At 67.1% G+C, this 25316-nt stretch carries 18 protein-coding genes and 3 pseudogenes; 8 read left to right on the forward strand and 13 right to left on the reverse strand.

Translation table 11 applies throughout. From position 1 onward, the window contains the following. The first annotated feature begins 151 nt into the window (after positions 1-151). From PST29_RS11815 to PST29_RS32745, 3 genes and pseudogenes are all read left to right on the forward strand, one after another. On the forward strand, positions 152-445 hold the full coding sequence (locus tag PST29_RS11815; RefSeq protein ID WP_060838634.1) for a DUF3144 domain-containing protein: 294 nt from the start codon (positions 152-154) through the stop codon (positions 443-445). Between the two features lie 375 nt (positions 446-820). Continuing rightward, positions 821-1459: pseudogene (locus PST29_RS32740) on the forward strand (cache domain-containing protein); the annotation flags it as partial. A 588-nt stretch (positions 1460-2047) separates the two neighbouring features. Then, a pseudogene (locus tag PST29_RS32745) lies at positions 2048-2581 on the forward strand (methyl-accepting chemotaxis protein); the annotation flags it as partial. A 75-nt stretch (positions 2582-2656) separates the two neighbouring features. On the opposite strand, the gene PST29_RS11825 reads toward PST29_RS32745, so the two are convergent. Together PST29_RS11825 and PST29_RS11830 are read right to left on the reverse strand one after the other, a co-directional pair. Further along, entirely contained in the window at positions 2657-3112 is a 456-nt protein-coding gene (locus PST29_RS11825; protein ID WP_060843164.1) for a hypothetical protein, read from the reverse strand. Positions 3113-3144: 32 nt separating this feature from the next. Next, the gene (locus PST29_RS11830) at positions 3145-4062 is read right to left on the reverse strand and encodes a LysR family transcriptional regulator (RefSeq protein WP_060843165.1); all 918 of its coding nucleotides are present in this window, start codon (positions 4060-4062) and stop codon (positions 3145-3147) included. Between the two features lie 129 nt (positions 4063-4191). On the opposite strand from PST29_RS11830, the gene PST29_RS11835 reads away from it, so the two are divergent. Then, complete coding sequence (locus PST29_RS11835) at positions 4192-5628, forward strand: MFS transporter (RefSeq protein WP_060843166.1); 1437 nt, start codon at positions 4192-4194, stop codon at positions 5626-5628. 37 nt (positions 5629-5665) lie between these two features. Then, positions 5666-7390 carry an alkaline phosphatase D family protein gene (locus PST29_RS11840; RefSeq protein ID WP_060843167.1) on the forward strand — a complete coding sequence of 575 codons (1725 nt, stop codon included), beginning with the start codon at positions 5666-5668 and terminating at the stop codon, positions 7388-7390. A 7-nt stretch (positions 7391-7397) separates the two neighbouring features. Here the strand turns inward: PST29_RS11840 and lysA are convergent, their stop codons facing one another. Further along, entirely contained in the window at positions 7398-8630 is a 1233-nt protein-coding gene (gene lysA, locus PST29_RS11845) for a diaminopimelate decarboxylase (RefSeq protein WP_060843168.1), read from the reverse strand. A gap of 129 nt (positions 8631-8759) precedes the next feature. On the opposite strand from lysA, the gene PST29_RS11850 reads away from it, so the two are divergent. Further along, positions 8760-9683 (forward strand): LysR family transcriptional regulator, encoded by a 924-nt coding sequence (locus tag PST29_RS11850; protein WP_060843169.1) that lies wholly within the window; start codon positions 8760-8762, stop codon positions 9681-9683. 56 nt (positions 9684-9739) lie between these two features. On the opposite strand, the gene PST29_RS11855 is transcribed toward PST29_RS11850, so the two are convergent. Genes PST29_RS11855 through PST29_RS11865 form a run of 3 tightly spaced genes read right to left on the reverse strand, consistent with a single transcriptional unit; the run spans position 9740 to position 12325 of the window. Next, positions 9740-10918, reverse strand: a complete 1179-nt coding sequence (locus tag PST29_RS11855; RefSeq protein ID WP_060843170.1) for an acetyl-CoA C-acetyltransferase — start codon at positions 10916-10918, stop codon at positions 9740-9742. Between the two features lie 11 nt (positions 10919-10929). After that, entirely contained in the window at positions 10930-11589 is a 660-nt protein-coding gene (locus PST29_RS11860; RefSeq protein ID WP_060838643.1) for a CoA transferase subunit B, read from the reverse strand. A gap of 37 nt (positions 11590-11626) precedes the next feature. Continuing rightward, a complete protein-coding gene (locus PST29_RS11865; RefSeq protein ID WP_060841913.1) occupies positions 11627-12325 on the reverse strand; it encodes a CoA transferase subunit A in 699 nt (232 codons plus the stop codon). A 250-nt stretch (positions 12326-12575) separates the two neighbouring features. On the opposite strand from PST29_RS11865, the gene PST29_RS11870 reads away from it, so the two are divergent. After that, positions 12576-13478, forward strand: coding sequence for a LysR family transcriptional regulator (locus tag PST29_RS11870; RefSeq protein WP_060838644.1), 903 nt, complete (start codon positions 12576-12578; stop codon positions 13476-13478). A gap of 1 nt (position 13479) precedes the next feature. Here the strand turns inward: PST29_RS11870 and PST29_RS11875 are convergent, their stop codons facing one another. Further along, positions 13480-14322 carry an NAD-dependent protein deacetylase gene (locus PST29_RS11875; RefSeq protein ID WP_060838645.1) on the reverse strand — a complete coding sequence of 281 codons (843 nt, stop codon included), beginning with the start codon at positions 14320-14322 and terminating at the stop codon, positions 13480-13482. Between the two features lie 83 nt (positions 14323-14405). Then, positions 14406-15371, reverse strand: coding sequence for a helix-turn-helix transcriptional regulator (locus tag PST29_RS11880; RefSeq protein WP_060843171.1), 966 nt, complete (start codon positions 15369-15371; stop codon positions 14406-14408). A gap of 159 nt (positions 15372-15530) precedes the next feature. Between PST29_RS11880 and PST29_RS11885 the strand changes: the two genes are divergently transcribed. Next, entirely contained in the window at positions 15531-16736 is a 1206-nt protein-coding gene (locus PST29_RS11885; RefSeq protein ID WP_060843172.1) for an MFS transporter, read from the forward strand. Here the strand turns inward: PST29_RS11885 and PST29_RS11890 are convergent. From PST29_RS11890 to PST29_RS11910, 5 genes and pseudogenes are all read right to left on the reverse strand, one after another. Continuing rightward, positions 16726-18357, reverse strand: a complete 1632-nt coding sequence (locus tag PST29_RS11890; protein WP_060843173.1) for a methyl-accepting chemotaxis protein — start codon at positions 18355-18357, stop codon at positions 16726-16728. The genes PST29_RS11885 and PST29_RS11890 overlap by 11 nt on opposite strands. 212 nt (positions 18358-18569) lie before the next feature. After that, positions 18570-20795, reverse strand: a complete 2226-nt coding sequence (locus PST29_RS11895; RefSeq protein WP_060843174.1) for an LTA synthase family protein — start codon at positions 20793-20795, stop codon at positions 18570-18572. Positions 20796-21406: 611 nt separating this feature from the next. Beyond that, a complete protein-coding gene (locus PST29_RS11900; protein ID WP_060838650.1) occupies positions 21407-22108 on the reverse strand; it encodes a VIT1/CCC1 transporter family protein in 702 nt (233 codons plus the stop codon). Between the two features lie 54 nt (positions 22109-22162). After that, on the reverse strand, positions 22163-23137 hold the full coding sequence (locus PST29_RS11905; protein ID WP_060843175.1) for an FAD:protein FMN transferase: 975 nt from the start codon (positions 23135-23137) through the stop codon (positions 22163-22165). Continuing rightward, positions 23127-25312, reverse strand: a pseudogene (locus PST29_RS11910) (PepSY domain-containing protein). Before PST29_RS11910 ends, PST29_RS11905 begins: the two are co-directional and overlap by 11 nt. Positions 25313-25316 lie beyond the last annotated feature (4 nt).

A 25316-nucleotide genomic window follows, 5' to 3' on the forward strand; every position in this document is an offset into this window, starting at 1 on the left:
CAGTTCTTCGCAGCGCTTGTCCGGTGAGGCGCCCCGGAGACGAGGCCGGGCTCTTGGGCCTTGCCGGCGAGAGTGAAAGTCATCGGTATACGAGCGCAAAACTCTTATACTCCGGCGCCTTATTTTCCCTAGCCAGCAAGAGGAACGCCCCGTGGCCAACGAACCGGATCAGGATTTCTACAACCGCGCCGACGCCATCATCGAGTTGACCAACTCCCACATCGCCGACAGCAGCCGCGGCAAGGCCAGTGCGTCGCTGATGTACGCCAACGCGCGCTTCAGTGCCTGGGTCAGCGCCTGCGGTTGCCGCAATGCCGAGGAACTGACAGCGGCCAAGCAGCAGGCAGTGGACTATTTCCTGGAGGAGTTCCGCCTGATGCTCGAAGAGAACCTCAACGATTACATCGAGAACTTCCCGCGCTACATGAGCGGCAAGCAGGACTGAAAGGTCGAGCGCCGTCGCTGAGTCAGCGGCGGATTGTGTGACCTGCGTCACTCTTTGTTCAAGTGATCCATGCTCCTGGTCGATAAGCTCTGAATGCCTATTGATATGGAGTTCGTCATGGCCTTGCTACCGGTTCGTCTGTCTCATCGTTTGACCCTCGGCAGTGTGTTGCTGTTGCTGTTCACGGCGTTGGCGGTTTTTGCCGTGATGACCCTGCGGGGGCAGCCCAGAGTGGTGGAGGCGAGCTCGGCATTGATCGAACAGACCGGCAGCGCCATCGTCCGCCAACTGGCCTTGCAGTTGGCGGGGATCGAGGGCGTGACCGCCAGCATGGCCCACCTGGTGGAAGGGCTGCCCAAGGAGCAGGCGTTGTTCATGGCCACCTTGCCCAAGGTGATCGACCATGAAGGCGACAAGGCGATTGCCGGCGGCGGCATCTGGCCGGAGCCCGATGCCTTCGCGGCGGGCGTCGAGCGCCGCAGCTTCTTCTGGGCTCGCAGCGACGCCGGGCCCCTGGCGTTCTCCGATGACTACAACGCCGCCGGCAGCGCCGGCTATCACCATGAAGCCTGGTACACCGGCGCCCGCAACAGCGCGCCCGGGCGCTGCCTGTGGTCCGAGGCCTATCAGGACCCGGTGACCCGGGTGCCGATGACCACCTGCAGCGTGCCGTATCGCCAGGATGGCCGCTTTGCCGGGGTTGCCACCGTCGACCTGCGCCTGGATGACCTGGCGCGTTTCCTCAAGGAGCAGGGCGCGGTCACCGGCGGTTATGCCTTCGCCCTGGATCAGGCCGGCAACGTGCTGTATTTCCCCGAGGCCCAGGCCGGTGCCGACGGGCAGATGCTCAGCTTCGAGGCCCTGAGCAAACAGCAGCCCTGGCTCCGTCCGGTGGCCGAGGCCCTGGGCAGGGCCGCGGGCAACCCCGGCCAGGTGCGCAGCTTGGACCTTGAGCAGGATGGTCGGCTGCAGGAAGCGGCGCGGGTCAGTCTGTTCAGCATGCCCGGCAGTGGCTGGACCATCGGCCTGGTGACCCCGGAGCAGAAGGTCACCGGCCTGGCCCGGGCCATGACCACCGAGATCCTGGTGTTTCTCCTGCCATTGCTGGCCCTGCTGTTGTTCTTCGCCTGGCTGGGCGGCCACCGGTTGATTGCCCAGCTGGAAGAAACCACCCGGCAGATCGATGCCCTGGGCAGTGGCCAGGCCAGCGACAACGCCGAACTGCACGTGGCGCGGGCCGATGAGATCGGCGCCTTGCGCGGCGCGGTCAACCGCTACGCCGGACAGTTGCGGCAGATGCTGCAGAAGATCGCCAGCGAAGCCCGGCAGCTGCAGAACGAGGCCGGGCGCCTGGGCGAGTTGAGCGGCACCCTGGCCCAGCGCGCCGAGCAGCAGCGCCAGGAAAACACCCAGCTGGCCACGGCCATTACCCAGATGTCCTCCAGTGCCCTGGAAGTGGCGCAGAACACCAACAACTGCGCCGACACCGCCCGCCAGTCCCTGGTGGTGGTGCAGGATGGCCAGCAGCGGGTCGCGGCCAACAGTCAGTCGATCCAGCAGTTGTCCACGGAAATGGCCGAGGCGGCGGCGGTGATCCAGCGCCTGGAGCAGGACAGCCAGCAGGTCGGCGCGGTGCTGGACGTGATCAAGGCCATCTCCGAGCAGACCAACCTGCTGGCCCTCAACGCCGCCATCGAGGCGGCCCGGGCCGGCGAGCAGGGCCGCGGCTTTGCCGTGGTGGCGGATGAAGTGCGGACCCTGGCCGGTCGGACCCAGACCTCGGCCAACGAGATCAGCGGCATGATCAGCGACCTGCAGCAGGCCTCACGCCAGGCGGTGCAGGCGATCCAGGCCGGTGAATCGCGTACCCGCGAAGCGGTGGGCGAGGCGTCCGGAGCCTCGGATGCCCTGTCGAGCACGGTCACCAGCTTCGACGATATTTCCCAGCGCGCGCAGCAGATCGCCGTGGCCGCGCAGCAGCAGAGCCATGTGACCCAGGAGATCAACGAACTGGCGGTGCGCATCCACGGCATCAGCGAGGACAACGCCCGGGACGCCCAGGCCCTGGACAAGGTCAGCGAGGCCATGCAGGCCCTGTCCGGACGCTTGTCGCACCTGAGCCAGGGCCACAGCTGAAGACTCACTCACCCGGGCCGCTGGCGGTCCGGGTGAGTTTCAACTCCCTCTGCGGGGCGCTGTCGTCGCCCCGATTCAGTGTTGGCTGAACAGCACCAGCTGAAAGTTCAGCAACAGCCCCAAGGCCACCCCGCCAAACCCCAGCAGCCCGCTTACCAGCGGTTTGCCCGCGGCCCTGTGCGCGGCCAGGAAGCGGGCAATGGCGGCGCCGATCAGCGCACCCGGAAAATCGAACAGGTAGAACAGCCAGCCCATGCTGTCGATCGGGGAGGTGATCCACAGGCAGAACAGCTGCAGGTGCGCCGCCAGGGCCAGCGCCACGCCGGTGAACAGCGCCGGGGCAGGGCGGGTGGCCAGCAGCAGTCCGAGAATCAGCCCTTGAGGCAGCCAGTAGGCGGCGAAGTTCTCCAGGAAATAGTCCCACTGCGGCAGCGCCCGGCCGGCTGCCAGCGACAGGCCCCAGAGCAGGGCGGCGATGGCCGGCAGGTATTTGAGGGGAGCAGCCGGTACAGCGGGTGAGGAGGAAGGCATTGCAGGGGCTCGCAGTTCAGGGTGGGTCAGCTCTACTGGGTGTCGCCGAGAGTGGTCGCGGCAGCGCTGCAGATTTCGTGCACGCACTGGCGCAGCCAGCGATGGGCCGGGTCGGCCTCCATGCGCGGGTGCCAGAGCAGGGACACCGTCATCTCCGGCAGCGCCACCGGCAGGCTGAAACTGTGCAGGCCGGCTCGCAGATGACGGGTGTGGTGCTCGGGCACCATGGCGATCAGGTCCGAACCCCGGGCCAGGGCCAGGGCCGCGGAAAAACCGCTGACCAGGGTGATGATCTGCCGCTGCCGGCCCAGGGCCTGCAGGGCTTCGTCCAGGCGGCCGTGGTCATGGCCCTGATGGGACACCAGGATGTGCTGGCCGGCCAGGTAGCGGTCCAGGCTCACCGGGCCGCGGCTCAGGGGATGACCGCTGCGCACCACGCCGATAAAGCGATCGCGGAACAGCGCCCGGGTGCGCAACTCGGGGCTGGTGTCGCTGGCGATCACCGCGGTTTCCAGATCGACGCTGGCCTCGCGCAGGGGCTGGCTGTCGCGATCGAGCTTGGGCACGAAATGCACCCGCACGCCGGGCGCCTGCTGCTGCAGGCGGCAGATCAGCGCCGGGCCGAAGTTCTCGACGAAGCCGTCGCGGCTGCGCAGGGTGAAGGTGCGTTGCAACTGCCCGAGGTCGATCTGCCGGGCCGGGCGCAGCGCCATCAGGGCCTGCTCCACCAGCGGCCCGACCTGCTGGCGCAGTTCCAGGGCCTGGGGCGTGGGCACCAGCCCGCGTCCGGCGCGCACCAGCAAGGGATCGCCAGTGACCTGGCGCAGGCGCGACAGGGCCCGGCTCATGGCCGAAGGGCTCAGTTGCAGGCGCTGGGCAGCGCGCGCCACGCTGCCTTCGCTGAGGAGCGCATCCAGGGTGACGAGCAGATTCAGATCGGGTGTCGACATGGGCGGAATCTAGCACAGGGCGCTCGCTGACATGGCGTTGCATGCATTCATTCAGTGCAATTGCTGCGTCTTCCGCCTGCTCGGGCCGGGGCATAGGCTGCCGGGCAATGCCTTGATGGAGTCCGTGCAATGTCCCGTCCCGAATCCAATCTTCCCGCGCTTGAGCCCCGGGCGCGCCTGGCCCTGGCCAGCCTGTCGCTGACGGTGCTGATGCCGTCGCTGGACAGCAGCATTGCCAATGCCGCGCTGCCGGCGCTGGCCGAGGTGTTCGCCGCCTCCTTCCAGCAGGTGCAGTGGATCGTCCTCGCCTACCTGTTGGTGATGACCAGCCTGATTGCCGGCGCCGGGCGCCTGGGCGACCTGCTGGGGCGACGGCGCCTGCTGCTGGGTGGGATCGTCCTGTTCACCCTGGCTTCCCTGGGCTGCGCGCTGGCCCCCGGCCTGGGTTGGCTGCTGGCGGGCCGAGCCCTGCAGGGGCTGGGGGCGGCGCTGATGCTGGCCTTGAGCATGGCCCTGGTGGGGGATGCCTTGCCCAAGGCGCGCACCGGTGCGGCCATGGGCCTGTTGGGCAGCCTGTCGGCCCTGGGCACCACCCTGGGCCCGTCCCTGGGCGGTCTGTTGCTGGCCGGTGGCGGCTGGCGCTGGATGTTTCTGGTCAATGTGCCGTTGGGGCTGCTGGCGCTGGGGCTGGCCTGGCGCAGTCTGCCGCGGGATCGCCGGTCAGCCTCGGTCGCCGGCTTCGACCTGGCCGGCACTGTGCTCCTGGCCCTGAGCCTGGGGGCCTATGCCCTGGCCCTGACCTTGGGCGAACGGCCCTGGGCTGTGCAGAACCTGGGGCTGCTGCTGGTGGCGGCGCTGGGAGGCGGGCTGCTGATGCGGGTCGAGCGCCGGGCCGCTGCGCCGCTGTTGCAGCCGGCCCTGCTGCGCCGACCGCTCTTGCGCAGCGGCCTGATCGGCAGCCTGCTGGTGTCCACGGTGATCATGACCACCCTGGTGGTCGGGCCTTTCTATCTGTCCCGCGGGCTGGGTCTGGACCCCGCCCGGGTGGGGCTGTGCCTGTCCCTGGGACCGCTGGTGGCGGCCCTCGCCGGGGTGCCCGCCGGGCGCCTGGTGGATCGCTACGGCGCTCGCCCACTGTGCCGCCTGGGGTTGCTGGGACTGTTCGCCGGCTGCAGCCTGCTGGCCCTGTTGCCCAGTCGTCTGGGGCTGGCGGGTTACCTACTGCCCATCGCCCTGGTCACCGCCGGCTATGCGCTGTTCCAGGCGGCCAACAACAGCCTGGTGATGCTCGATGCAGCGCCTGCGCAGCGGGGATTGACGGCAGGCTTGCTGAGCCTGTCGCGCCATCTCGGGCTGATCAGCGGCGTGGCCGCCATGGGGGCGTTGTTCGCCTGGGTGGCGCGAGCGCCAACCGCTGCTGGGGCCAGCGTCGAGGCGGTCGTCAGCGGCATGCACTGGACCTACGGCGTGGCGGCGCTGCTGATCCTGCCGGCCCTGGCCATCGCCTGCTCCGACCGGCTGTCAGGGCGGCTCGACGACGCTTGTCGGGCGTCGCGCCCGAGCTAGGCTTTGCCTGCACACCCCCACCAAGGAGCAGGTCATCGTGAGCACCCTTCGCACTCCTTCCTTAGGCCCGATCGTCGGGCACACCACCGACACTTCCTGCCGTTTATGGATCGCCGCGTCCGATGCCCTGGACGAGAAGGGCGTGGCGGAGGACATCCGCACCATCGGCGTCATTGGCGTGGTGAGCAGCAACGGCCGGGTCGCGGCGGACAACATCTTCTACTTTCGCTTGCGGCGTGAGTACCACCGCACCGGCACCTTCAATCTCGGGGTCGACACCAGCCTGTGGGGCAACGAGGCCGCGCGCAAGCAGCTCAAGCCCTTTGTGCTGACGCCGGGCACCCGTTACCGGGTGCGCATGGCCTCGCTCAACGTCGATGACGCGGGCAGCAACGATGATGATGTGTCCAGCGAGTCGGTGGTGCAGCGTCTGCCCGAGCCTGGCGCCTGGGCCAATGATCTGAACCGCACCGGGGCCGACAAGATGTACGTCGAAGCCGAGTTCACAACCCACCCCAGTGCCGGCGCCAAACCAGCGCCCCTGAGCTTTCTGCTGGGGTCTTGCCGCTACCCGGGGCTGCTGTGGAAACGCAAGAATTCCGACACCATCTTCGGGCCGATGCTGGCCGACCATGGGGATGCGCAACTGGTGCTGATGGTGGGTGACCAGATTTATGCCGACCTGTTCAACCGCCTGGTGCCGGTGGGGCTGGCGGATACGTTCGAGGAATTCGAGGAGCGCTACCACAGCGCCTTCGGCTCGCCGAACATCCGCCAATTGCTGGCCCACCTGCCCACCTACATGATCCTCGACGACCACGAGATCGAGGACAACTGGACCCAGGACCGGATTCGCAAGGACCGTGACAAGCGCCTGCTGTTCAACCTCGCCATGGGCGCCTACATGAGCTACCAGTGGAGCCATGGACCCCGCTTTGCCGACAGCTATGTCCATGGCCGGGCCATGACCGGTGACGACAAGTACCTGCAGCACTTGCAGACCAACCAGCTGTTCTACGACTTCTCCTGTGGCGACTACCCGTTCTTCGTCCTCGACACCCGTACCCAGCGCTTTCTCGACGATGTGCCGGACGCCCTGGACGACAACCACCTGCTGGGCCGCCCCTCGCTGCACCCCAGCGAACCGGGTCAGCTCGACCGGCTGTGTGCCTGGTTGCGGCACATGCAGGAGGATCGGGGCAACGTGCCCAAGTTCGTGGTCACTTCCAGCGTCTTTGTGCCCAACGGTGTGGATACCGTGGGCACAGACTCTGATGCCGTGCGCCACAAGAACGACAGTGACTCCTGGTCGGCTTTCCCCACCACGCGCCGCACCGTACTGGAAACCCTGGTCGAGCATCAGGTGCAGAACGTGGTGTTCCTTTCCGGGGACATTCACTGCTCGAACATTTCCCGCTTGCAGTTCAGCGCCGCGGGGCAGGGGTTGAAGTGCTTCGCGGTCACCTCGTCGGCGTTCTACTGGCCCTTTCCCTTTGCCGACGGCGATCCGGCCGGGTACGTGCACGACTCGACGGCACCGCAGACGCCGGACAGCTTTGCGCTCTTCGACGGTACGCAGACCATGGACTACCACACCTGGGCCTTCACCCAGGCGGACAACTTTGCCCGCCTGGACGTGAAACCCGATCACGCTCAACTGGTGGTGCAGTTCTACGGTGCCGACGGCGAGCCACTGGTGACCCGCAAGCAGGACGACAGCGTGGACAACCAGCCGCAACGGCTGCAGCTGGAGCCCTGGTAGCGGGGCGTTACAGCCCCAGTTCCAGCGCCAGCAGGTCCGCCAGGGGCTGGCGCCGGCGAATCAGCCGTGGCTGGCCGTTGCTGAACAGCACTTCCGGCAGCAGCGGCCGGCTGTTGTAGTTGGAGGACATGCTGGCGCCGTAGGCGCCGGTGTCGTGCAGCACCAGCAGGTCGCCGACCCGGGCCTGGGGCAGCAGGCGCGGGGTCAGGCATTCGTCATCCTGGGTGAAGATGTCGCCGGACTCGCACAGCGGACCGCCGACCACGGTCAGTTGCTGCGGGCGGTCCACCGCCTGGCCGGCGGCGTCCAGCAGGCTCATGCCGTGGTAGGCGCCGTACATGGCCGGGCGCATCAGGTCGTTGAAACCGGTGTCCACCAGCACGAAGTGATGCTGGCCGGCGGTTTTCACCACCCGCACTTCGCTGACCAGGCAGCCGGCCTCGGCCACCAGGAAGCGCCCGGGTTCGATCTCCATGCGCACGCCGTGGCCCAGGTAGGCCTCGATCTCCTGGCGCGCGACCTTCCAGGCATTGGCGTAGCGCTGCACGTCCACCGGGGTGTCACCGTCGCGGTAGGGGGTAGACAGGCCGCCGCCGATGGAAAAGGCCTCGATGTCGTGGTCCAGGGATTTCACCGCCGCCACCATGGCCGCGCCCACTTGCTCCAGGTGGTCGTAATCGACCCCGGAGCCGATGTGCATGTGCAGGCCCACCAGGTGCAGGCCGTGTTGGCGGATCACCGCCAGGGCCTCGCCGACCTGGTCGTGCCAGATGCCGTGCTTGCTGTTCTCGCCGCCGGTGTTGGTCTTGCGGCTGTGACCGTGGCCGAAGCCCGGGTTGATCCGCAGCCACACCCGGTGCCCCGGGGACTGCTCCCCGAGTTGGCGCAGCATGTCGATCGAGCCGGCGTTGACTTCCACTTGCAGCTCCACCACGCGCTTGAGGGTGGCTTCGTCGAACAGGTCGCAGGTGAAGACGATACCGGCCTCCACCGGGCTGAAGCCGGCCAGCAGGGCACGCTCGATTTCCCCCAGGGAGACGGCATCGACCCGCACCCCGGCTTCGCGGATCAGGCGCAGCAGGTGCAGGTTGGACGAGGCCTTCTGGGCGTAGCGCACCACGTCGAAGGCCTGCAATTGGGCGATGCGCGCCTGGATGGTGGCGGCGTCGTAGCACCACAGCGGAGTGCCATATTGACGGGCGGCGGCAGCGAGTTGAGCGGGGGCGAAGGGTATGGCCATGGCGATTGCAATCTGTGGTCAGTGAGAGTGGTTGCAGCATGCCGATGATTGGCTATTCAATAAAATATCTATTCTTTATTGGTCGATTCATATTTGATATGGGCTGGTTGATCGAACGAGCCTCTGTTGATGGACATTTCCCTGCGCCATATCGAAGTCTTCCGCGCCATCATGCAGGCCGGCAGCGTCACCGGTGCTGCACGCTTGCTGTTTACCTCGCAACCCACGGTCAGCCGCGAACTGGCGCGGCTGGAAAGCCTTTCCGGGCTGCGCCTGTTCGACCGCGAAGGCGGACGCCTGCTGCCCACGGCCCAGGCCCTGCTGTTGCTGGAAGAAGTGGAGCGGGCCTATGTGGGGCTGGAGCGGATCAACAGCGTGGCCCAGTCGATCCGCCGTTTCGAACACGGCCAGTTGAGCCTGAGCTGCCTGCCGCTGTTCTCCCAGACCCTGCTGCCCCGAGTGTGCAAGCGCTTTTTGCAACAGCATCCGGGGATCGGCCTGAGCATCACCGCCCAGGAGTCGCCGCTGCTGGAAGAATCCCTCAGCGCCCAGCGCCATGACCTGGGCCTGACCGAAAGCGAGCACCTGCCCCGGGGCACCCAGGGCGAGTTGCTGTTCTGCGCCGACATGGTCTGCATCCTCGCCGACGACCATCCGCTGCTGGCCAAGCCACGGCTGGCGCTGGAAGACTTTCGCGGCCAGGACTTCATCAACCTCTCGGGCCTGGATATCTACCGGCAGACCCTGGACGAGCACTTTCGCCAGGCCGGGGTCGATCGCCGGGTGGTGGTGGAAACCACCAACGCCGCCTCGGTGTGCGCCATGGTGCGGCAGACACTCGGGGTATCGATCATCAATCCCTTGAGCGCCATGGAGGAGGTCGGGCGCGGTCTGGCGATCCGGCCGCTGGAGTTTTCGGTGCCGTACCGGGTGATGCTGATCCGCCCGGATTACCGGCCGTCATCGAGTTTTGTCGAGGGGTTCTGCGAGTCGTTGCGGGGCGAGGCGGGGCGTCTGGATGAGCAGTTGAGCAGGCTGGTGCAAGCGCTGTAACTGCAACAGCGCCTCTAGTGTGGGAGGGAGCAAGCTCCCTCGCCACGGAGGAAGCGTTAGCGTTCGATGGCCAGTGCCACGCCCTGGCCGCCGCCGATGCACAGGGTCGCCAGGCCTTTCTTGGCATCGCGCTTGAGCATTTCATGCAGCAGGGTCACCAGCACCCGGCAGCCCGACGCGCCAATCGGGTGGCCGATGGCAATCGCGCCGCCGTTGACGTTGACCTTGCTCGCATCCCATTCCAGCTCCTTGCCTACCGACAGCGATTGCGCGGCGAAGGCTTCGTTGGCTTCGATCAGGTCCAGCTGGTCCAGGGGCCAGCCGGCCTTGTCCAGGCAGCGGCGGGTGGCCGACACCGGGCCGATGCCCATGATCGCCGGGTCGACCCCGGCGTTGGCGTAGGCGGCGATCCGGGCCAGTACCGGCAGGCCCAGTGCCCGGGCCTTGCTGGCGCTCATCAGCATGACCGCGGCGGCGCCATCGTTCAGCGACGAGGCGTTGCCGGCGGTCACCGTGCCGTCTTTCTTGAACGCCGGCTTGAGTTTGGCCAGGGCCTCGGCGGTGGTGCCGGGGCGCGGTTGTTCGTCGGTAGCGAAGCTCAGCGGCTCGCCCTTGCGCTGGGGAATCAGGATCGGGGTGATCTCGTCGACAAAACGCCCGGCCTCGATGGCGGCCACGGCTTTTTGCTGGGACGCGGCGGCGAAGGCGTCCTGGGCTTCACGGCTGATGGCGTATTTGTCCACCAGGTTCTCGGCGGTGATGCCCATGTGGTAGTCGTTGAAGGCGTCCCACAGGCCGTCGCTGATCATGGTATCGATCATCGGGCTGTGGCCCATGCGCAGGCCGGTGCGGGCGCCGGGCAGCACGTAGTTGGACAGGCTCATGTTTTCCTGGCCGCCGGCGATCATCACCTCGGCATCGCCGCAGCGGATGGCCTGGGCGGCCAGGTGCAGGGCCTTGAGGCCCGAGCCGCAGACCTTGTTCAGGGTCATGGCAGGCACGGCGTGGGGCAGGCCGGCCTTGATCGCGGCCTGGCGCGCGGGGTTCTGCCCGGCGCCGGCGGTGAGCACCTGGCCCATGATCACTTCGTCGACCTGGGCCGGGTCGATGCCGGTCTGGGCCAGCAGCTGGCGGATCACCGCGGCGCCCAGGTCAACGGCGGGAATGCCCGCCAGGGAGCCCTGGAAACTGCCCACGGCGGTACGGGTGGCGGCAACGATGACGACGTCTTGCATGTTGGGGCTCCTCAGGCGAACTGCATTTCAGGCACGTGGTCCGGCACGATCAGCTTGCCGGCGGTCTTGCTGACGATTTCCTCGACGCTGACCCCGGGGGCGCGCTCCTTGAGGATGAAGGCGCCGTTCTCGATCTCCAGGTAGGCCAGGTCGGTGAGCACGCGCTTGATGCACTGGGCGCCGGTCAGCGGCAGGCTGCAGCGGTTCAGCAGCTTGGATTCGCCGTCTTTCGAGGCGTGGGTCATGGTCACGATGATGTTCTCGGCACCGGCCACCAGGTCCATGGCGCCGCCCATGCCCTTGACCAGCTTGCCGGGGATCATCCACGAGGCGATGTTGCCCTGCACGTCCACCTCGAAGGCGCCGAGCACGGTGAGGTCGATATGCCCGCCGCGGATCATCGCGAAGGATTCGGCGGAGGAGAAGATCGAGGCGCCGATGCGCGCGGTGACCGTCTGCTTGCCGGCGTTGATCATGTCGGCGTCGACCTGGTCTTCGGTAGGGAAGGCGCCCATGCCGAGCAGGCCGTTTTCCGACTGCAGCATGACTTCCATGCCTTCGGGGATGTAGTTGGCCACCAGGGTCGGGATGCCGATGCCGAGGTTGACGTAGAAGCCGTCCTGCAGTTCGCGTGCGACGCGCTGAGCCATTTGTTCGCGGGTAAGAGCCATGTTGGTTGTCCTTGTTAGTCGGGCTGGGGAAGGGCGATCACTTGCGCACGGTGCGCTGTTCGATGCGCTTCTCGAAGGTGCCGCAGATGACCCGGTCGACGTAGATGCCGGGGGTGTGGATCTGCGTCGGGTCCAGCTCGCCCGGCTCGACGATTTCTTCCACTTCGACCACGGTGATCTTGCCGGCGGTGGCCGCCAGGGGGTTGAAGTTCTGTGCGGTGTGGCGATAGATCACGTTGCCGAAATGGTCGGCCTTCCAGCCCTTGACGATGGCGAAGTCACCGGTGATGGACTCTTCCATCAGGTAGGTGCGGCCCTTGAATTCGCGGGTTTCCTTGCCTTCGGCCACCGGGGTGCCGACGCCGGTGGCGGTGAAGAAGGCCGGGATGCCGGCGCCGCCAGCGCGCATTTTTTCCGCCAGGGTGCCTTGGGGGGTCAGCACCACTTCGATCTCGCCGCTGAGCAGCTGTTTCTCGAACAGGGCGTTTTCACCCACATAGGAAGCGACCACCTTGCTGATCTGGCGGTCTTCCAGCAGCACCCCCAGGCCGAAACCGTCGACCCCGCAGTTGTTCGACACCACCGTCAGGTCGCGGGTGCCGCGGCGCTTGATCTCGGCGATCAGGTTCTCGGGGATACCGCACAGGCCGAAGCCGCCGGCGATCACGGTCATGCCGTCTTGCAGACCTTCCAGGGCTTCCTCGTAGGACGCCACACGCTTATCGAAACCTGCCATTTGCACCATCCTCTTTCTTGTTCGTTGGCGGCTGGCCAGCCGTTTGCGGATCAGTGTTGCGCTGCTGGATTGATTTGTTAAGTTGATTTTTAAGGTTGATTGATTTTAAAAACAGCATAATCAGCTGCAAGCTGCAAGCTGCAAGCTGCAAGCTGCAAGCTGCAAGCTGCAAGCTGCAAGCTGCAAGCTCCAGGCTACAAGCTTGCGGCTTGAAGCTTATAGCTTGCCGCTGCCCTCCCGAGGATGAGAGATGACGGTTAAACAGATACGGGCCTTTCTGGCGGTGGCCCACAGTTTGAGTTTTGCCCTGGCCTGTGAGCGCCTGCACTTGTCGCAGTCGGCCCTGAGCCTGACCATCAAGGCCCTGGAAGAAGGGCTGGGCGGGCGCCTGTTCACGCGCAATACGCGCAATGTGGCGCTGACCCCGGAAGGCGAGGCGCTGCTGCCCCTGGCGCGACGGCTGATCGCCGATTGGGACAACGCCGAGGACGAGCTGCGCCAGCGTTTCACCCTGCAGCGCGGGCGGGTCACGGTGGCGGCCATGCCGTCCTTTGCCGGCAACCTGCTGCCGCCGATCCTCAAGCACTTTCGCGCCCGTTACCCCCAGGTCAACGTCACGGTCAACGACGTGGTCAACGAGCAGGTGCTGGAGATGGTCCGCGACCGCGAGGTGGAGCTGGGGGTGGCCTTCGAGCCTCAGGACAGCAGCTCCCTGCTGTTCACCCCGCTGTACGTCGACCGTTTCGTGGCCGTGGTGCCCCAGGATTCGCCCCTGGCGCAGCGCAGCCGCATCGACTGGCGGACCTTGCTGCAGGAGCCCTTTATCACCCTGCAGCGGCCGTCCACGGTGCGGGTGATGCTCGAAGACCACCTGCGGGCCCGGGGCGTGCAGTTGCCGGTGGAATTCGAAAGCCATCAGTTGGCGACCGTAGGGCGCATGGTTGCCAGCGGCCTGGGCGTCAGTGCCGTGCCGGCCCTGTGTGCCCAGCACATGCGCGAGTTGGGCGGACACTGCCTGACCCTGGACGACCCGGTGGTGGAGCGGGCCATCGGTATCCTGACCAAGCCTGGGGAAGAGCTGTCCACCGCGGCCCAGGCGCTGTTCGACATCCTGCGCCAGGAGAACCTCGGCGAGCGCCTGGGCGCCGCCTGATTCAACCCAGCAGGCGCTCGGCCAGGAGCGGCAGGAGCTGGTCACAGGGCTCGCCGAACTTGAGGTCCAGCAACTCGTCGGCGCGGGTCTTGCCGAAGTTGATGGCCAGCAGCGGCTTGCCCTGGTCCGCCACGGCGCGGCACAGGCGAAACGCCGAGTAGGCCATCAGCGATGAGCCCACCACCAGCAGGCCGGCGGCCTCGTGCACCGCATTCAAGGCCCGGGCGGCGGTGATCTGGGCCACGTTCTCGCCGAAGAACACCACGTCGGGCTTCAAGCGGTCACCGTCGCAGTAGGGGCAGCGGGGCACCTGGAAGCGTTCCTCGAAGGCTGGGTCCAGCAGGGTGTCGCCATCCGGTGCCTGCACCGCGTCGACCCCGGCCAGGTAGGGATTGAGCGCCTGCAACTGCTGCTGGATGGCATCGCGCTGGCTGCGTTGGCCGCAGTCCAGGCACAGCACCCGGTGCAGGCTGCCGTGCAGCTCGATGACGTCCAGGCTGCCGGCCTGATCGTGCAGGGTGTCGACATTCTGGGTGATCACCCCGGCGATGCTTCCTGCCGCCTGCAATTGCGCCAACGCCTGGTGCGCAGCATTCGGCCGGGCCTGGCGGATGCGCGGCCAGCCGAGCATGGCCCGGGCCCAGTAGCGGCGCCGGGCTTCGGCCTGGCCGAGGAACTCCTGGTACATCATCGGCTGCTTGCCGCGGCGCACGCCGTCGTTGTCGCGGTAGTCGGGGATGCCCGACGGGGTGCTGATGCCGGCGCCGGTAAGGACCATGAACGGCTTGCCGTGCATGGCGGCGGCGAGTTGTTCGAGCGGTGGGGCAGTAGGGCGGTCGATCATGGGCTGCACTCGTTTCCAGTGACCAGGGACGCCTACCAGAAATAGACGCAAAGCCTTCGCGGCGCCAGTGTCTTACCCGTGGTTCAGCGCCGGGGGCCGAACACCGACTTGGGTGACTTGCCATAGAACCGGGTAAAGGCCGCGCTGAAGTTGCCGGGAAAGCGGTAGCCCACCTGATAGGCCGCCTGGGCCACCTGGCAGCCGCCTTCCAGCAGGCGGTGGGCATGGCCCATGCGGATTTCCAGGAGCATGCGCTGCGGCGTGGTGTGGTAGTGCTCGCGCAGGCCCTGCTTGAGCTTGAACTCGTTCAGCCCCACAGCGGCGCACAGATAGGCCACGCTCAAGGGCTGGTGCATCTGCTCGAACATCAGGTCGCGTACCCGCTGCAGCCGTTCAAGATCGGCGGCCTTAAGGCGCCGGCCCGGGGCGACAGGGGCGGGGGCCAGGGCCTGCAATTGCAGGGACAGCAGGCTCAGGGCGTGAATGTGCAACTCCAGCGTCGCTGGCTGCTGCCGGCCCCAGGGTTGGGCCAGGGCACTGAGATGGCCGGCACTGGCCCGGGAGGTGGGCCCGCAGGCCAGCAATTGCACGGCGTCCTGGCCCAGCAACTGGCGAGCCCGGGTGGGGCCCAGGTACTGCTGGAGCAGGGTTTCGCCCACCAGCAGGCGCAGTTGCTCCACCGTTTCATTGGCGCCATAACGGCGTTCGCCGCGGCTGGCCTGGAAGGCGCTGACGCTGGTGTGCCCGGCGCGAAACACCAGGCTCGAACCCTTGGCGTCGAGGTAGCCCGAGGTGCCTTGCAGGGCGCAGGTGATCACCAGTAGACGGCCGGCGTGGCAACTGCTGGCCTCTTCGATCAAGGGGCGATTGGGGTGGTAGCGCGAGCGCACCAGGGTCAGGTCCTGGGCCAGGGGCAGGCTGTCGCTGTAGCAATCGCCCAGGGCCTGGGGCAACTGCTGGCGTGACCCGCCGCCCGGGGCCTGGCGGTGCTCGCGTGGTGCGTGGCACGGCAAGCGATAGGACTGGGAAGAACCGGGTGCAACGGCCATGTTCGCGCTCCTGCAATGGATGTTCTGCGTTTGCCATGGGAATGGATCCGTTTCCCATATGAACACGCATGATAAGCATTCTCGCTAGAAAGTAAGCTGTTTCCCAAGCAGGGGTGAGCGTCGTCACCCGGCGGCGCGCCACCTGCCACGGAGCAAGGGATGAACCCTCAGAGCTTGAAAAACGCCAGTCCCCGGGGGCTCTGGCTGCGTACGGTGCTGGTGTGTGCCATGGGCCTGCCGATGCTGATCTTCTATGCCATCGGCGCCCTCGGGCCCTTGCTGATCGCCGATCTTGGGATTGCGCCCCACTGGCTGGGCTGGCTGCTGACCAGCGCCTTTGGCCTGGCGGCATTGCTGTCCCTGTGGGCGGGGCCGCTGGCCAGCCGACTCGGCATCCGCTGGGGCCTGGCCTTGCTGTTCTGGGCGACCCTGGCGGGGTATGGCCTGCTGGTCAGCTTGCCGGGCTTTGCCGGGGCGCTGCTGGCCCTGGCGATCTGCGGAGTGGCCCAGGCCCTGGCCAACCCGGTGACCCAACTGCTGGTGGCCGAGTGTGTCGAGGCCCGCAGCAAGGCCGCGGTGGTGGGGCTGAAACAGTCCGGGGTGCAGTTGTCCGCGCTGATCGCCGGCCTGTTGCTGCCGCCTCTGGCCGGGTCCCTGGGCTGGCGCGCTGCCCTGGCCTGCCTGCTTGTGCCGACATTGCTGCTGGCACTGTGGGGGCCCAGGGTGGCGCCGGGCAGCGCCGTGGACAAGGCCGTGAGCCTGACGATTCCCCGGCCCAATTCACGGCTGACGCTGCTGCTCAGCGTGCAGCTGTGTGTCGGCCTGGTGCTTTCGTCCTTCGTGACCTTTCTTGGGGTATTCGCGGCCCGCCAAGGAGTGACGGTCGGCGAGACCGGGGCCATGGTCGCCGGGTTCGGGGTCATGGGCATCCTGGCCCGAACCCTGCTGACGCCATTGGCGGCCCGCATGGCCGAGGAGTCCTGGCTGCTGCTGACGCTGATGCTCCTGGCCAGCCTGGCCCTGGCGGTGACTGCCCAGGCCACGCCTCAGGCGCACTGGCCCTTGTGGTTCGGCGCTCTGGGCATGGGCCTGAGCGCCGTGGCCACCAACGCCATCGCCATGAGCATGCTGCTGCGCGATCCGGCCTTTGGCAGCCCGGCCTGCGCCTCGGGTCTGCTCTCGGCAGGCTTCTTCGCCGGGTTCGCCCTGGGGCCGGTGCTGTTCGGCACCGTGCAGCAGGGCGCGGCGGATTTTGCCAGCGCCTGGCTGATGCTGATCGCGGTCCTGCTGCTGGGTGCGGGGCTGAGTCTGATGCTGGTGCGTGCCCGAGCGCTTGAGTCGGGCAGTGCCAGTCCTAGAGCCTGAACACACTTACCTGCTGTTCCAGGTTCTGCGCCAGTTGCTGCAGGGAACGGGCGGTTTCGCTGGTTTCCTCCACCGCCTGGCTGTTCTGCTGGGACATCTGGGCGATGCGCTCGACATTGCGCGCCACATCCTGGCTGGCAGCGGTCTGCTCCCGCAGGGCCAGGGAAATCTGGTCCACCACTCGCACCACGTTGCCGGACGAGGTGCGGATATTGACGATGGCCTCACCGGCCTGCTGGGCCAGTTCGACGCCGCTTTTCACCTGATTGACCCCCACGTCCATGCTGCTCACCGCCTCTCGGGTGCCCAGCTGGATCTTGCCGACCATCTCGGTGATTTCCTGGGTCGAATTGGCGGTGCGCTGGGCCAGCAGGCGCACTTCATCGGCCACCACGGCGAAGCCGCGCCCCTGTTCCCCGGCCCGGGCGGCTTCGATGGCCGCGTTCAGGGCCAGCAGGTTGGTCTGCTCGGCAATGCCCTTGATCACCCCGACGATGCTGGAGATCTGCTCGGCGTGCTGGCCCAGTTCACCGATCTGGGAGGCCGAGGCCTGCACCGTCTCGGCGATCAGGCGCATGCTGCCCAGGGTGTCCTGGATCACGCTGCCGCCTTCCTCGGACTGGCGCCCGGACTCGCTGGACAGGGCGTGGGCATCCCCGGCGTTGTCCGCCACGTGGTTGATGCTCACGGTCAGTTCTTCCACCGTGGCCGCCATGGAGGAGGCCGAGTGGGACTGCTCCTGGGCCGAGGCCGAGAGCTGCAACGAGGCGCTGGAAATGCTCTGGGAGGCGCTGACCAACTGGTCGGCCCCCTGCTTGATCTGGCTGATCATGCTCCGCAGGCGCTCCTGCATGGCGGCGAAGGCGTGCAGCAGGTTGCTCACCTCATCACGCCCGCTGGCGCTGATGCTGCTGTCCAGACGGCCGGCGGCGATGGCCTTGGCCACGTCCACCGCCTGGCGTAGGCGCCCGACCAGGGTGCTGGACAGCGACCAGGCGACCAGCATCGCCAGCAGCGCCGCCAGCAAGCCGCCGCCGATCAGGATGGCCAGGGCCGAGGCCTTGGCGTCATCCATGGCCTGGCTGCGGGCGTCCTGCAGGCTTTTTTCCGCGTCGCGCAATTCATCGGTGAGCTGGCGCATGGCGTCCATCTTGGCCTTGTCGCGACCGGCGCTGATCTGTTCGGCCATGGCGGTGGCCGGCTGGCTGCCGGCGTTGATCGCCCGGCGCAGGGCCAGGTTGGCCTGGACGTCGTCGCGCAGCCATTGATCATGCAGGGCCTTGAGTCGCTCCAGGCGCGCCTGCTGCTCGGGATTGTCGGCGGTGCTGTTCTTGATCCGCGCGTAGTCCTCGGCAAAGGCTTTCTCGCCTTGCTCCAGGGGTTCGAGGAAGCTGTCGCGGCCGGTCAGGGCATAACCGCGCATGCCGGTCTCGACATTGATCAGGCTGCGCAGCAAGGCGTCGGACTGGCTCAGGACCTCGTAGCTGTGGATGTTGCTTTTGACACTGCTGCTGACTTGATCGAAGCCGCGCAGGGCCGCCAGCACCAGCAGCAGGAGGATCAGCAGGACGACGCCGAAACCGGCATAGAGCTTTTGCGAAATGCTCAGATTGGAAAACATAGGAAGGACCGCTCCTAAACCGTTGACTGAATGCTTCACAGGGCTGTGTCTCGACGAGGCAGCGTGATAGCTCAATGATGTTCAAATGACATCAACGGTCGGACTTTTCCTGTACAAAAAAAGTTTCATGTACAAGAAAATATTTTTGCGGGGCGTGTAGAAGGGGGCATCGAGCGTCACCCGAAAGGGCGCCGCTCGATGCTCGGCGGGGCTCAGCTGGAGTGGGCGTTGCTGTCGTCCTCGGGCTCGACGCTCTCGGTCTGCCCCGGCAACTCGGTGATCACGCTGAAATCGCTGACTTCCACCGCGCCCAGGCCATAGCCCAGCAGGTGGAAGGAGAAGGCCTTGCGGGTTTGCGGGTTGTCGAAGCTGAAGTCCATCTGCAGTGGCTGGTCGGGCGTCACCAGCATTTCTTCCGGCAGGCCCAGGGGCACATCCTGCTCCAGCTCCTTGCCCTTGAGCAGGATGTAGGCGTTCTGCTGCGGGTCGGCGGAGCGCACGGTGAAGCGCACCCGGGTCTGCGAGCCCTTGGGCATTTCCAGGTACTGGGCGCCGATCAGGTTGTCGGCCCAGTCATCCTTGATCTGCGCCTTGAGCGGGATGATTGCCGGGCTGCCGAACTGATAGTGCTGGTTCAGCGGCGACTGCAGCAGGCTGCGGTCCAGGTGCGTGGCCCGGGCGCTGATCTGCCGCGCCCGTTGACCGCCGTACTGGCCCTGCAGGCTGGCGCTGTCGGCGATGAAGCCGGTGCTTGAGTAGTAGCGGCAGCGTTGCTGGAAGTCGCACTCGGTGAAGGTGCCCTGGCCGTCGTGGTAACGCAGCTTGCCGTTGGTGTAGGACATGATTTCCCGGCCCTGGGCATAGTCGCGGAACAGCGAGCGACCGCTGAGGCTGGCAGGCACCGGCAGGCCGAAGTAGTCGAGTACCGAGGCGCTGAGGTCGACGTGGCCGTAGGTCCCGGACTTGAGATGGGGCAGCAGCTCCTGGTCCGGGGCCAGCATCAGGTTGAAGCCCCAGGACGAGGCCAGGCGCACGCCGTCGATGCCGTGGGACTCGTCGGAGGTGATGATCACCAGGGTGTCCTTGAGCACGCCCTTGCGCTCCAGCCCCGTGAGGAACTGGTCGATGGCGTCGTCCAGGTAACCGACTGCCGCCTGCTTGGGCGTGTCATAGCGCTCCAGGTAGTCCTCGGGCGCGGAGTAGGGCTGGTGGGTGCCGACGGTCAGCAGGGTGAGCATCCATGGCTGTTTTTTCTTCTTCAACTGATCCACGTAGCTCAGGGCGCCTTCGAAGAAGGCCTTGTCGTCCTTGCCCCAGGGGAATTCCAGGTAGTTGTCGTTCTTGAACCACTCCAGGCCATGGGTCGAATCAAAGCCGATGTGCGGCATGATCTTGTCCTTGGCCATGAAGCGCAGGCCGGCGCCCTGCAGGTAGTGGGTGTTGAAACCGAACTTGTGCATCTGCGCCGGCAGGCAGGCCTGGTTGCGCTGGCTCTGGGTGAGCATCTCGACGCCCTTGGGGGTGCCGTTGTCGAGCTTGTCGTAGTCGCCGCAAAGCATGGCGTACAGGCCGCGGATGGTCTGGTGGCTGTGCAGCACGTAGTCCGGGGTGTTCATGCCGCGCTCGGCCCAGGCGCTGAGCTTGGGCATCAGGTCTTCCTGGTAGCGGCTGTTCAGGGCCTCGCGGTTGGTGCGGATATAGGCCCCGGGAATGCCTTCCAGGGTGATCAGCAGCACGTTGCGCGCGCGACCGGCGCTGGGTAGCAGGGGTTGACCTTCAAGGTCCAGCCGGGTCAGGCCGGTCATCACCGGCGGCACGTCGGCGACATCGCCTTGCAGCCAGTCTTCGATGCGCATCTGCGCCTGGCCGGTGGCGGTGGCCAGGGCCTGGTGGGGCAGGTTGAACAGCTGCCACTGGTCGGCTTCGCTGGGTTTCAGGTACTGGGTGGTGCCATGGACCAGGAGCAACCCCAGCGGCAGGGCCCACAGCGCCCGTGGCAGGGCCGGGCGTCGCACCCCGCGACTGCTGCGCTGGACCACCAGCCACAGCACCAGCCCCAGCAGCAGGGTCAGCCCCAGCTCGGGGTGGGTCAGGCCGCCGCCGGTGGAGTTGCCGACAAATTGCGGGTCCACCAGGTAATGCAGGTCGGCGAGGTTGGGCATGCGCCCCACGGCGCTCACCAGCTCGGCGCTGACCAGGGTCAGGAGTGCCCAGACCAGTAGCACCGGCAGCGCCAGCCACCAGCGGCGGCGATACAGCAGCAGGGTCAGCAGGCTGGCGCTGGCCAGGTCCGACAGATAGCCCAGCGGGTGGGACCAGCCCAGGGCCAGGCGCGCGCCCATCGGCACCAGCAACAGCAGGCCGAACAAGGTGCACAGGGGAGCAAGAGGGTGTTGTAGGCAACGACGGATCAACTTCACAAATAACCTGCCTGTCATCAAAGCTTCACGCAAATGTGCGCAATGGTAACAAGAGCGACAGCTCAGACGTTTCTTATTAGTGGGGGGAATTTATTTCCAGGCGGCCTGAGAATTGGCCTGGATAGGCTCAAGACCGGGCTGAAGGCCCGTATTCAGGTGTCTTATTGCGGCTGCGGCCGAGTCTGATGATGGCGGGATTTACTATTTCAGGGTGTTAAAAAGCCGCCGTCTACGGATCAGCTCTGAAGCGCAGGTGACCGTATGGGCGATGCAAGGTTTGCGGGCCTGTTCGCCGGCAAGCCGGCTCCTACGGGAATATCGCGCGGTGTCAGGGCGACCGTAGGAGCTGGCTTGCCAGCGAAGGCGTTGCCATGGACGGTGCAAGGCTTGCGGGCCCTTTCGCCGGCAAGCCGGCTCCCACGGGAATATCGCGCGGTGTCAGGGCGACCGTAGGAGCTGGCTTGCCAGCGAAAGCGTTGCCATGGACGGTGCAAGGCTTGCGGGCCTGTTCGCCGGCAAGCCGGCTCCTACGGGAATATCGCGCGGTGTCAGGGCGACCGTAGGAGCTGGCTTGCCAGCGAAGGCGGCCCCACGGGCGGTGCATGGCGTTCGGACCCGTTCGCCCACGGTCAGACCACAGTGCCGAACACGCTGCCCACGGCGGCGGTGAGGCCCATGGCCAGGGCGCCCCAGAGGGTCACGCGCCAGGCCCCCGCCAGCACCCTGGCGCCGCCGGCGTTGGCCGCCACGGCTCCCAGGCCACCGAGGAACACCAGGGACATGCCGGCAATCCACGGCACCACGCTGTGGGTCGGGGCGATGAAGGTCACCGCCAGCGGCAGCGCCGCGCCCACCACGAAGCTGGCCGCCGAGGCCAGGGCCGCCTGCAGCGGCTTGGCCGCCAGGGCCTCGCTGATACCCAGTTCGTCGCGGGCGTGAGCCCCCAGGGCATCGTGGGCCATCAGTTGCACCGCCACCTGACGGGACAGTTCCGGGTTGACGCCGCGGCTCTGGTAGATGTGGGCCAGTTCGTTGAGTTCGGCCTGGTGATCGCTGGCCAGTTCGGCGCGTTCCCGGGCCAGGTCGGCCTGTTCGGTATCGGCCTGGGAGTGCACGGACACGTATTCTCCGGCGGCCATCGACATGGCCCCCGCCACCAGCCCGGCCATGCCGGTGACCAGCAGCGTGCCGTGGCTGGCGCTGGCCGCGGCCACGCCGATCAGCAGGCTGGCGGTGGAGACAATGCCATCGTTGGCCCCCAGGACGGCGGCGCGCAGCCAGCCAATACGGTCGTTACGGTGCAGTTCGCGGTGTCGGTGCATGAATTTCATCGGCCATGGACTCAGGTGGAGGGCACTGAACAATTTGTCGGGTGGGCCCGGGCTTCAACGGGCCTCGATGTCGGCCTGCAACTGCCCACCCACAATAGACACTTCCCGCAACTGCCCCGCGTCGCGGATCACAAACAAGGCATCCATGCCGCGCTCCTGGGCCAGCCGTGGCCCTTCGACTTCGCCCAGCACCAGCAGCGCGGTGGCCCAGGCATCGGCCAGCATGCAACTGCCGGCCACCACGCTGACCGAGGCCAGGCGGTTGTGCAGGGGCGCGCCGGTGCCAGGGTCCAGGGTATGAGCGTAGGACTGTCCGGCGATGTCCACCCACTGACGGTAGTCGCCGGAGGTGGCGATGGCTGCATCTTCCAGCTCCATCACCCCCATGACCTGGCGTTCCCCGCGCAGGGGTTTCTCCACGGCCACGCTCCAGGGCTGGCCCCCGGGCTTGCGGCCCCGGGCGCGCATTTCGCCGTCGATCCCCACCAGGTAGTCGCGGATGCCCGAGGCGTCCAGGGCCCGGGCCAGTTCGTCGACGCCAAAGCCCTTGGCAATGCCGTTGAGGTCCAGGCGCAGTGGGCCGCGCTTGCGCAGGCGGTGGCGCCTGGGTTCCAGCACCAGGGCGCTGCCGGCACAGTGGCGGCGCTGCCGGCCCAGTTCACACAAGGCCGCAGGTTCCAGGGTCCGCGGCGCGGGGCCAAAGCCCCAGTTCCGCACCAGCTCCCCCACGCCAATCTCGAAGGCGCCGCGCGATTGCTCGCTGACCCGCAGCGCGGTGCTGATGACCTGCATCAGCTCCCGCGGCACGCTGATCCAGCGGTGCCGGGGCGCGGCGTTGAGGCGGTTGAGATCGGACTGGGGGTTCCAGCCCGACATCTGTTGCTCGACCCTGGCCACGGCCTGGGCCAGGCGCTCGCCGAGGTCCTGGGTGGCGAAGCCCGGGGCGGCGTAGAACAGCGCGCTGTAGCGGCTGCCCATGGTCGGGCCGTTGAGGCTGTAGCGTTGCAGTGCGGCGGTTTCAGTAGACATCTTCACGGTAACGTCCTTGGGCCTTGAGGGTCAGTACGCTGAGGTTGAGCGGGGCCAGCACTTCGTCCAGGGCCTGCATCACGCCCTTGGCCATCTCCCGGCTGCCGCAGACCAGCACCTGGGCGCCTTTTTCCACCAGCCGGCGCAGTGCCAGGGCATCGGCCAGCAGCCGGTCCTGCACGTAGCCGCGCTCCTGGACCTGGGAGAAGGCCGCGCGCAGGGCGGTCAGGCGCCGGTCGGCCAGATAGCCCTTGAGTTCCGGCTCGTAGAGAAAATCCGAGGCCGGGTGACGCCCGCCCCAATACAGGTGCATCGGCTGCCGGGCCCGGTTGCCGCGGATGAACCCCGCCAGAGGGCCGATGCCGGTGCCGGCCCCGATCAGGATCACCGGCTGCGCGCCCTTGAGCGGACGAAACTGCGGATTGGGCTGGATGAAACCTTGGATTCGCGCGCCTGCGTGCAGCTCATGGAGAAAGCCCGAGCACAGGCCCCCCGGGTGCTTGCGCACGCAGATCTCCAGCACCCCGTCGGCGCGGCTGCTGGCCAGGGAATAGAAGCGGGGCTGGGCCGTGCCGGGGGGCAAGATGCCCACCAGGTCGCCGGCCTGGAACTCGGGCAACGGCTGTCCGCTGCCGTCGGCGGCCTTGAAGCGCAGGATCCGCGTCGGCGGACCTGATCGCCATAGGCCACCGACTCCACCAGTTGCCACTGGTGGCAGGGCAGGGCGTGGGCCTGATGCTGCAGGTCCAGGGGCAGGCCCAAGGCCCGGCCCAGGGCTTGGCCCCAGCGCTGGAACGCCTGGGGCGACTGGCGATCGATGGTTTCCAGGGGCAGCAGGCACTGCGCCGTGCCGGCGTCCAGGGCGTTCTGCACCTGTTCGGCAAAGCCGCAGAAACGCGGGAACTGCCGGTCGCCAAAGCCCAGCACGGCATACGCCAGGTCGGGCGCCAGCGGCCGCTGTTGCAGGCGTGCGAGAAAGCCCTGGGCCGAGGCCGGGGCATCGCCGTCGCCGTGGGTGGCGGTGAGGATCAGCAACTGGCGGGCCTTGGGGTAGTCGTTGTGCAGCTGGTTCATCGGCGCGCTGTGGACCCGGCGTCCCGCTGCCACCAGGGCCTGCTGCAGGGTCCGGGCAAAGCCCCAGGTGCCGTTGCTTTCGCTGCCCACCAGGATCACGCAGTCGGCGGCGTCGGCCGGGCAGCTGTCGTCGATCGCCACCGCGTCGCGACGCCGGCGCCACCACAGCCACAGGCCGGTGAGGCTCATCAGCGGCACCCCCAGGGCGCTGACGCCCAGCAGCAGGCCCAGCCACCACAGGCCTTCGCCGGTGTGCAGTTGATAGATGAACCCGGAAACCTGCTGCATTGCGCCCTCGGGCTGGAAGGCCAGCAGGGCACCGCTGGCCGGATCGACATAACCTTGGCCGCTGCGGGTGTGCAGGCTGAACAGATCCCCAGGGCTGTCAGGGTCGGGGTAGACCAGCTCGCGCAGATCCTTGAGGTCCACGGCCTGCAACGCCGAGAGACTCGCCACCGGCAAGGCCGGGCCGGCGCTGATCGCGGCCGGCAGGGCGGGCTGGTTCTGGGTGTCGTCGGCGATCAGGCCCAAGGTGCCGGCCGACAGGTACAGCCCGCTCAGGGCCGACAGCAGCAGGCCAAGGAGCGTCAGGCGTCCCACCTCGGCGTGCCAGCGCTGGCTGAAACTGCCGCGCAACGGCCGCAGCAGCTTGCTCCAGCCACCGGCGCGGCGGGCCAGCAGCAGTGCGCCGGACGCCGCCAGCAACAGCATCGCCAGGGCGCCCAGGGCCGCCACCACATGCCCCGGGGTGTCGAGCAACAGCGAACGGTGCAGTTCCTTGACCCAGCGGGCAAAGGCCGAGGGTGTGTAGGGCGCCAGTACCGCGCCGGTCCGCGGATCGACGCGGCTGGCCAGGGTCTGGCCATGCTCGCGGTGGTAGACGATCAGCGTGCCGGAGGGCGTGCGGCGGATCTGCTCGATCCCGCGCAGCTGACCGGCCACGCGCCCGGCCAGCTGCGCGACGCTGACTTCAGCCGCCGCCGGTGGCGCCTGCAGGCGTTCCAGGGCCGGGTTCAGCGCCAGGGTCGCGCCGCTGATGGCCAGCAGCATCACCAGCAGGGCGGCCAGCAGTCCGGGGATTGAGTGCAACGAGCGCAACATGGTC

This window comes from Pseudomonas sp. St29, assembly GCF_001547915.1.
Lineage (GTDB): Bacteria > Pseudomonadota > Gammaproteobacteria > Pseudomonadales > Pseudomonadaceae > Aquipseudomonas.

What these genes read in the sequence shown, in the direction of transcription:
- PST29_RS11825 (WP_060843164.1), bottom strand. Translation starts at nt 3,112, where the DNA reads ATGCCTTCCTCCTCACCCGCTGTACCGGCTGCTCCCCTCAAATACCTG.
- PST29_RS11880 (WP_060843171.1), bottom strand. Translation starts at nt 15,371, where the DNA reads ATGGCCGTTGCACCCGGTTCTTCCCAGTCCTATCGCTTGCCGTGCCAC.
- lysA (WP_060843168.1), bottom strand. Translation starts at nt 8,630, where the DNA reads ATGGCCATACCCTTCGCCCCCGCTCAACTCGCTGCCGCCGCCCGTCAA.
- PST29_RS11875 (WP_060838645.1), bottom strand. Translation starts at nt 14,322, where the DNA reads ATGATCGACCGCCCTACTGCCCCACCGCTCGAACAACTCGCCGCCGCC.
- PST29_RS11890 (WP_060843173.1), bottom strand. Translation starts at nt 18,357, where the DNA reads ATGTTTTCCAATCTGAGCATTTCGCAAAAGCTCTATGCCGGTTTCGGC.
- PST29_RS11900 (WP_060838650.1), bottom strand. Translation starts at nt 22,108, where the DNA reads ATGAAATTCATGCACCGACACCGCGAACTGCACCGTAACGACCGTATT.
- PST29_RS11895 (WP_060843174.1), bottom strand. Translation starts at nt 20,795, where the DNA reads ATGACAGGCAGGTTATTTGTGAAGTTGATCCGTCGTTGCCTACAACAC.
- PST29_RS11835 (WP_060843166.1), top strand. Translation starts at nt 4,192, where the DNA reads ATGTCCCGTCCCGAATCCAATCTTCCCGCGCTTGAGCCCCGGGCGCGC.
- PST29_RS11855 (WP_060843170.1), bottom strand. Translation starts at nt 10,918, where the DNA reads ATGCAAGACGTCGTCATCGTTGCCGCCACCCGTACCGCCGTGGGCAGT.
- PST29_RS11870 (WP_060838644.1), top strand. Translation starts at nt 12,576, where the DNA reads ATGACGGTTAAACAGATACGGGCCTTTCTGGCGGTGGCCCACAGTTTG.
- PST29_RS11860 (WP_060838643.1), bottom strand. Translation starts at nt 11,589, where the DNA reads ATGGCTCTTACCCGCGAACAAATGGCTCAGCGCGTCGCACGCGAACTG.
- PST29_RS11865 (WP_060841913.1), bottom strand. Translation starts at nt 12,325, where the DNA reads ATGGCAGGTTTCGATAAGCGTGTGGCGTCCTACGAGGAAGCCCTGGAA.
- PST29_RS11850 (WP_060843169.1), top strand. Translation starts at nt 8,760, where the DNA reads ATGGACATTTCCCTGCGCCATATCGAAGTCTTCCGCGCCATCATGCAG.
- PST29_RS11885 (WP_060843172.1), top strand. Translation starts at nt 15,531, where the DNA reads ATGAACCCTCAGAGCTTGAAAAACGCCAGTCCCCGGGGGCTCTGGCTG.
- PST29_RS11830 (WP_060843165.1), bottom strand. Translation starts at nt 4,062, where the DNA reads ATGTCGACACCCGATCTGAATCTGCTCGTCACCCTGGATGCGCTCCTC.
- PST29_RS11905 (WP_060843175.1), bottom strand. Translation starts at nt 23,137, where the DNA reads ATGTCTACTGAAACCGCCGCACTGCAACGCTACAGCCTCAACGGCCCG.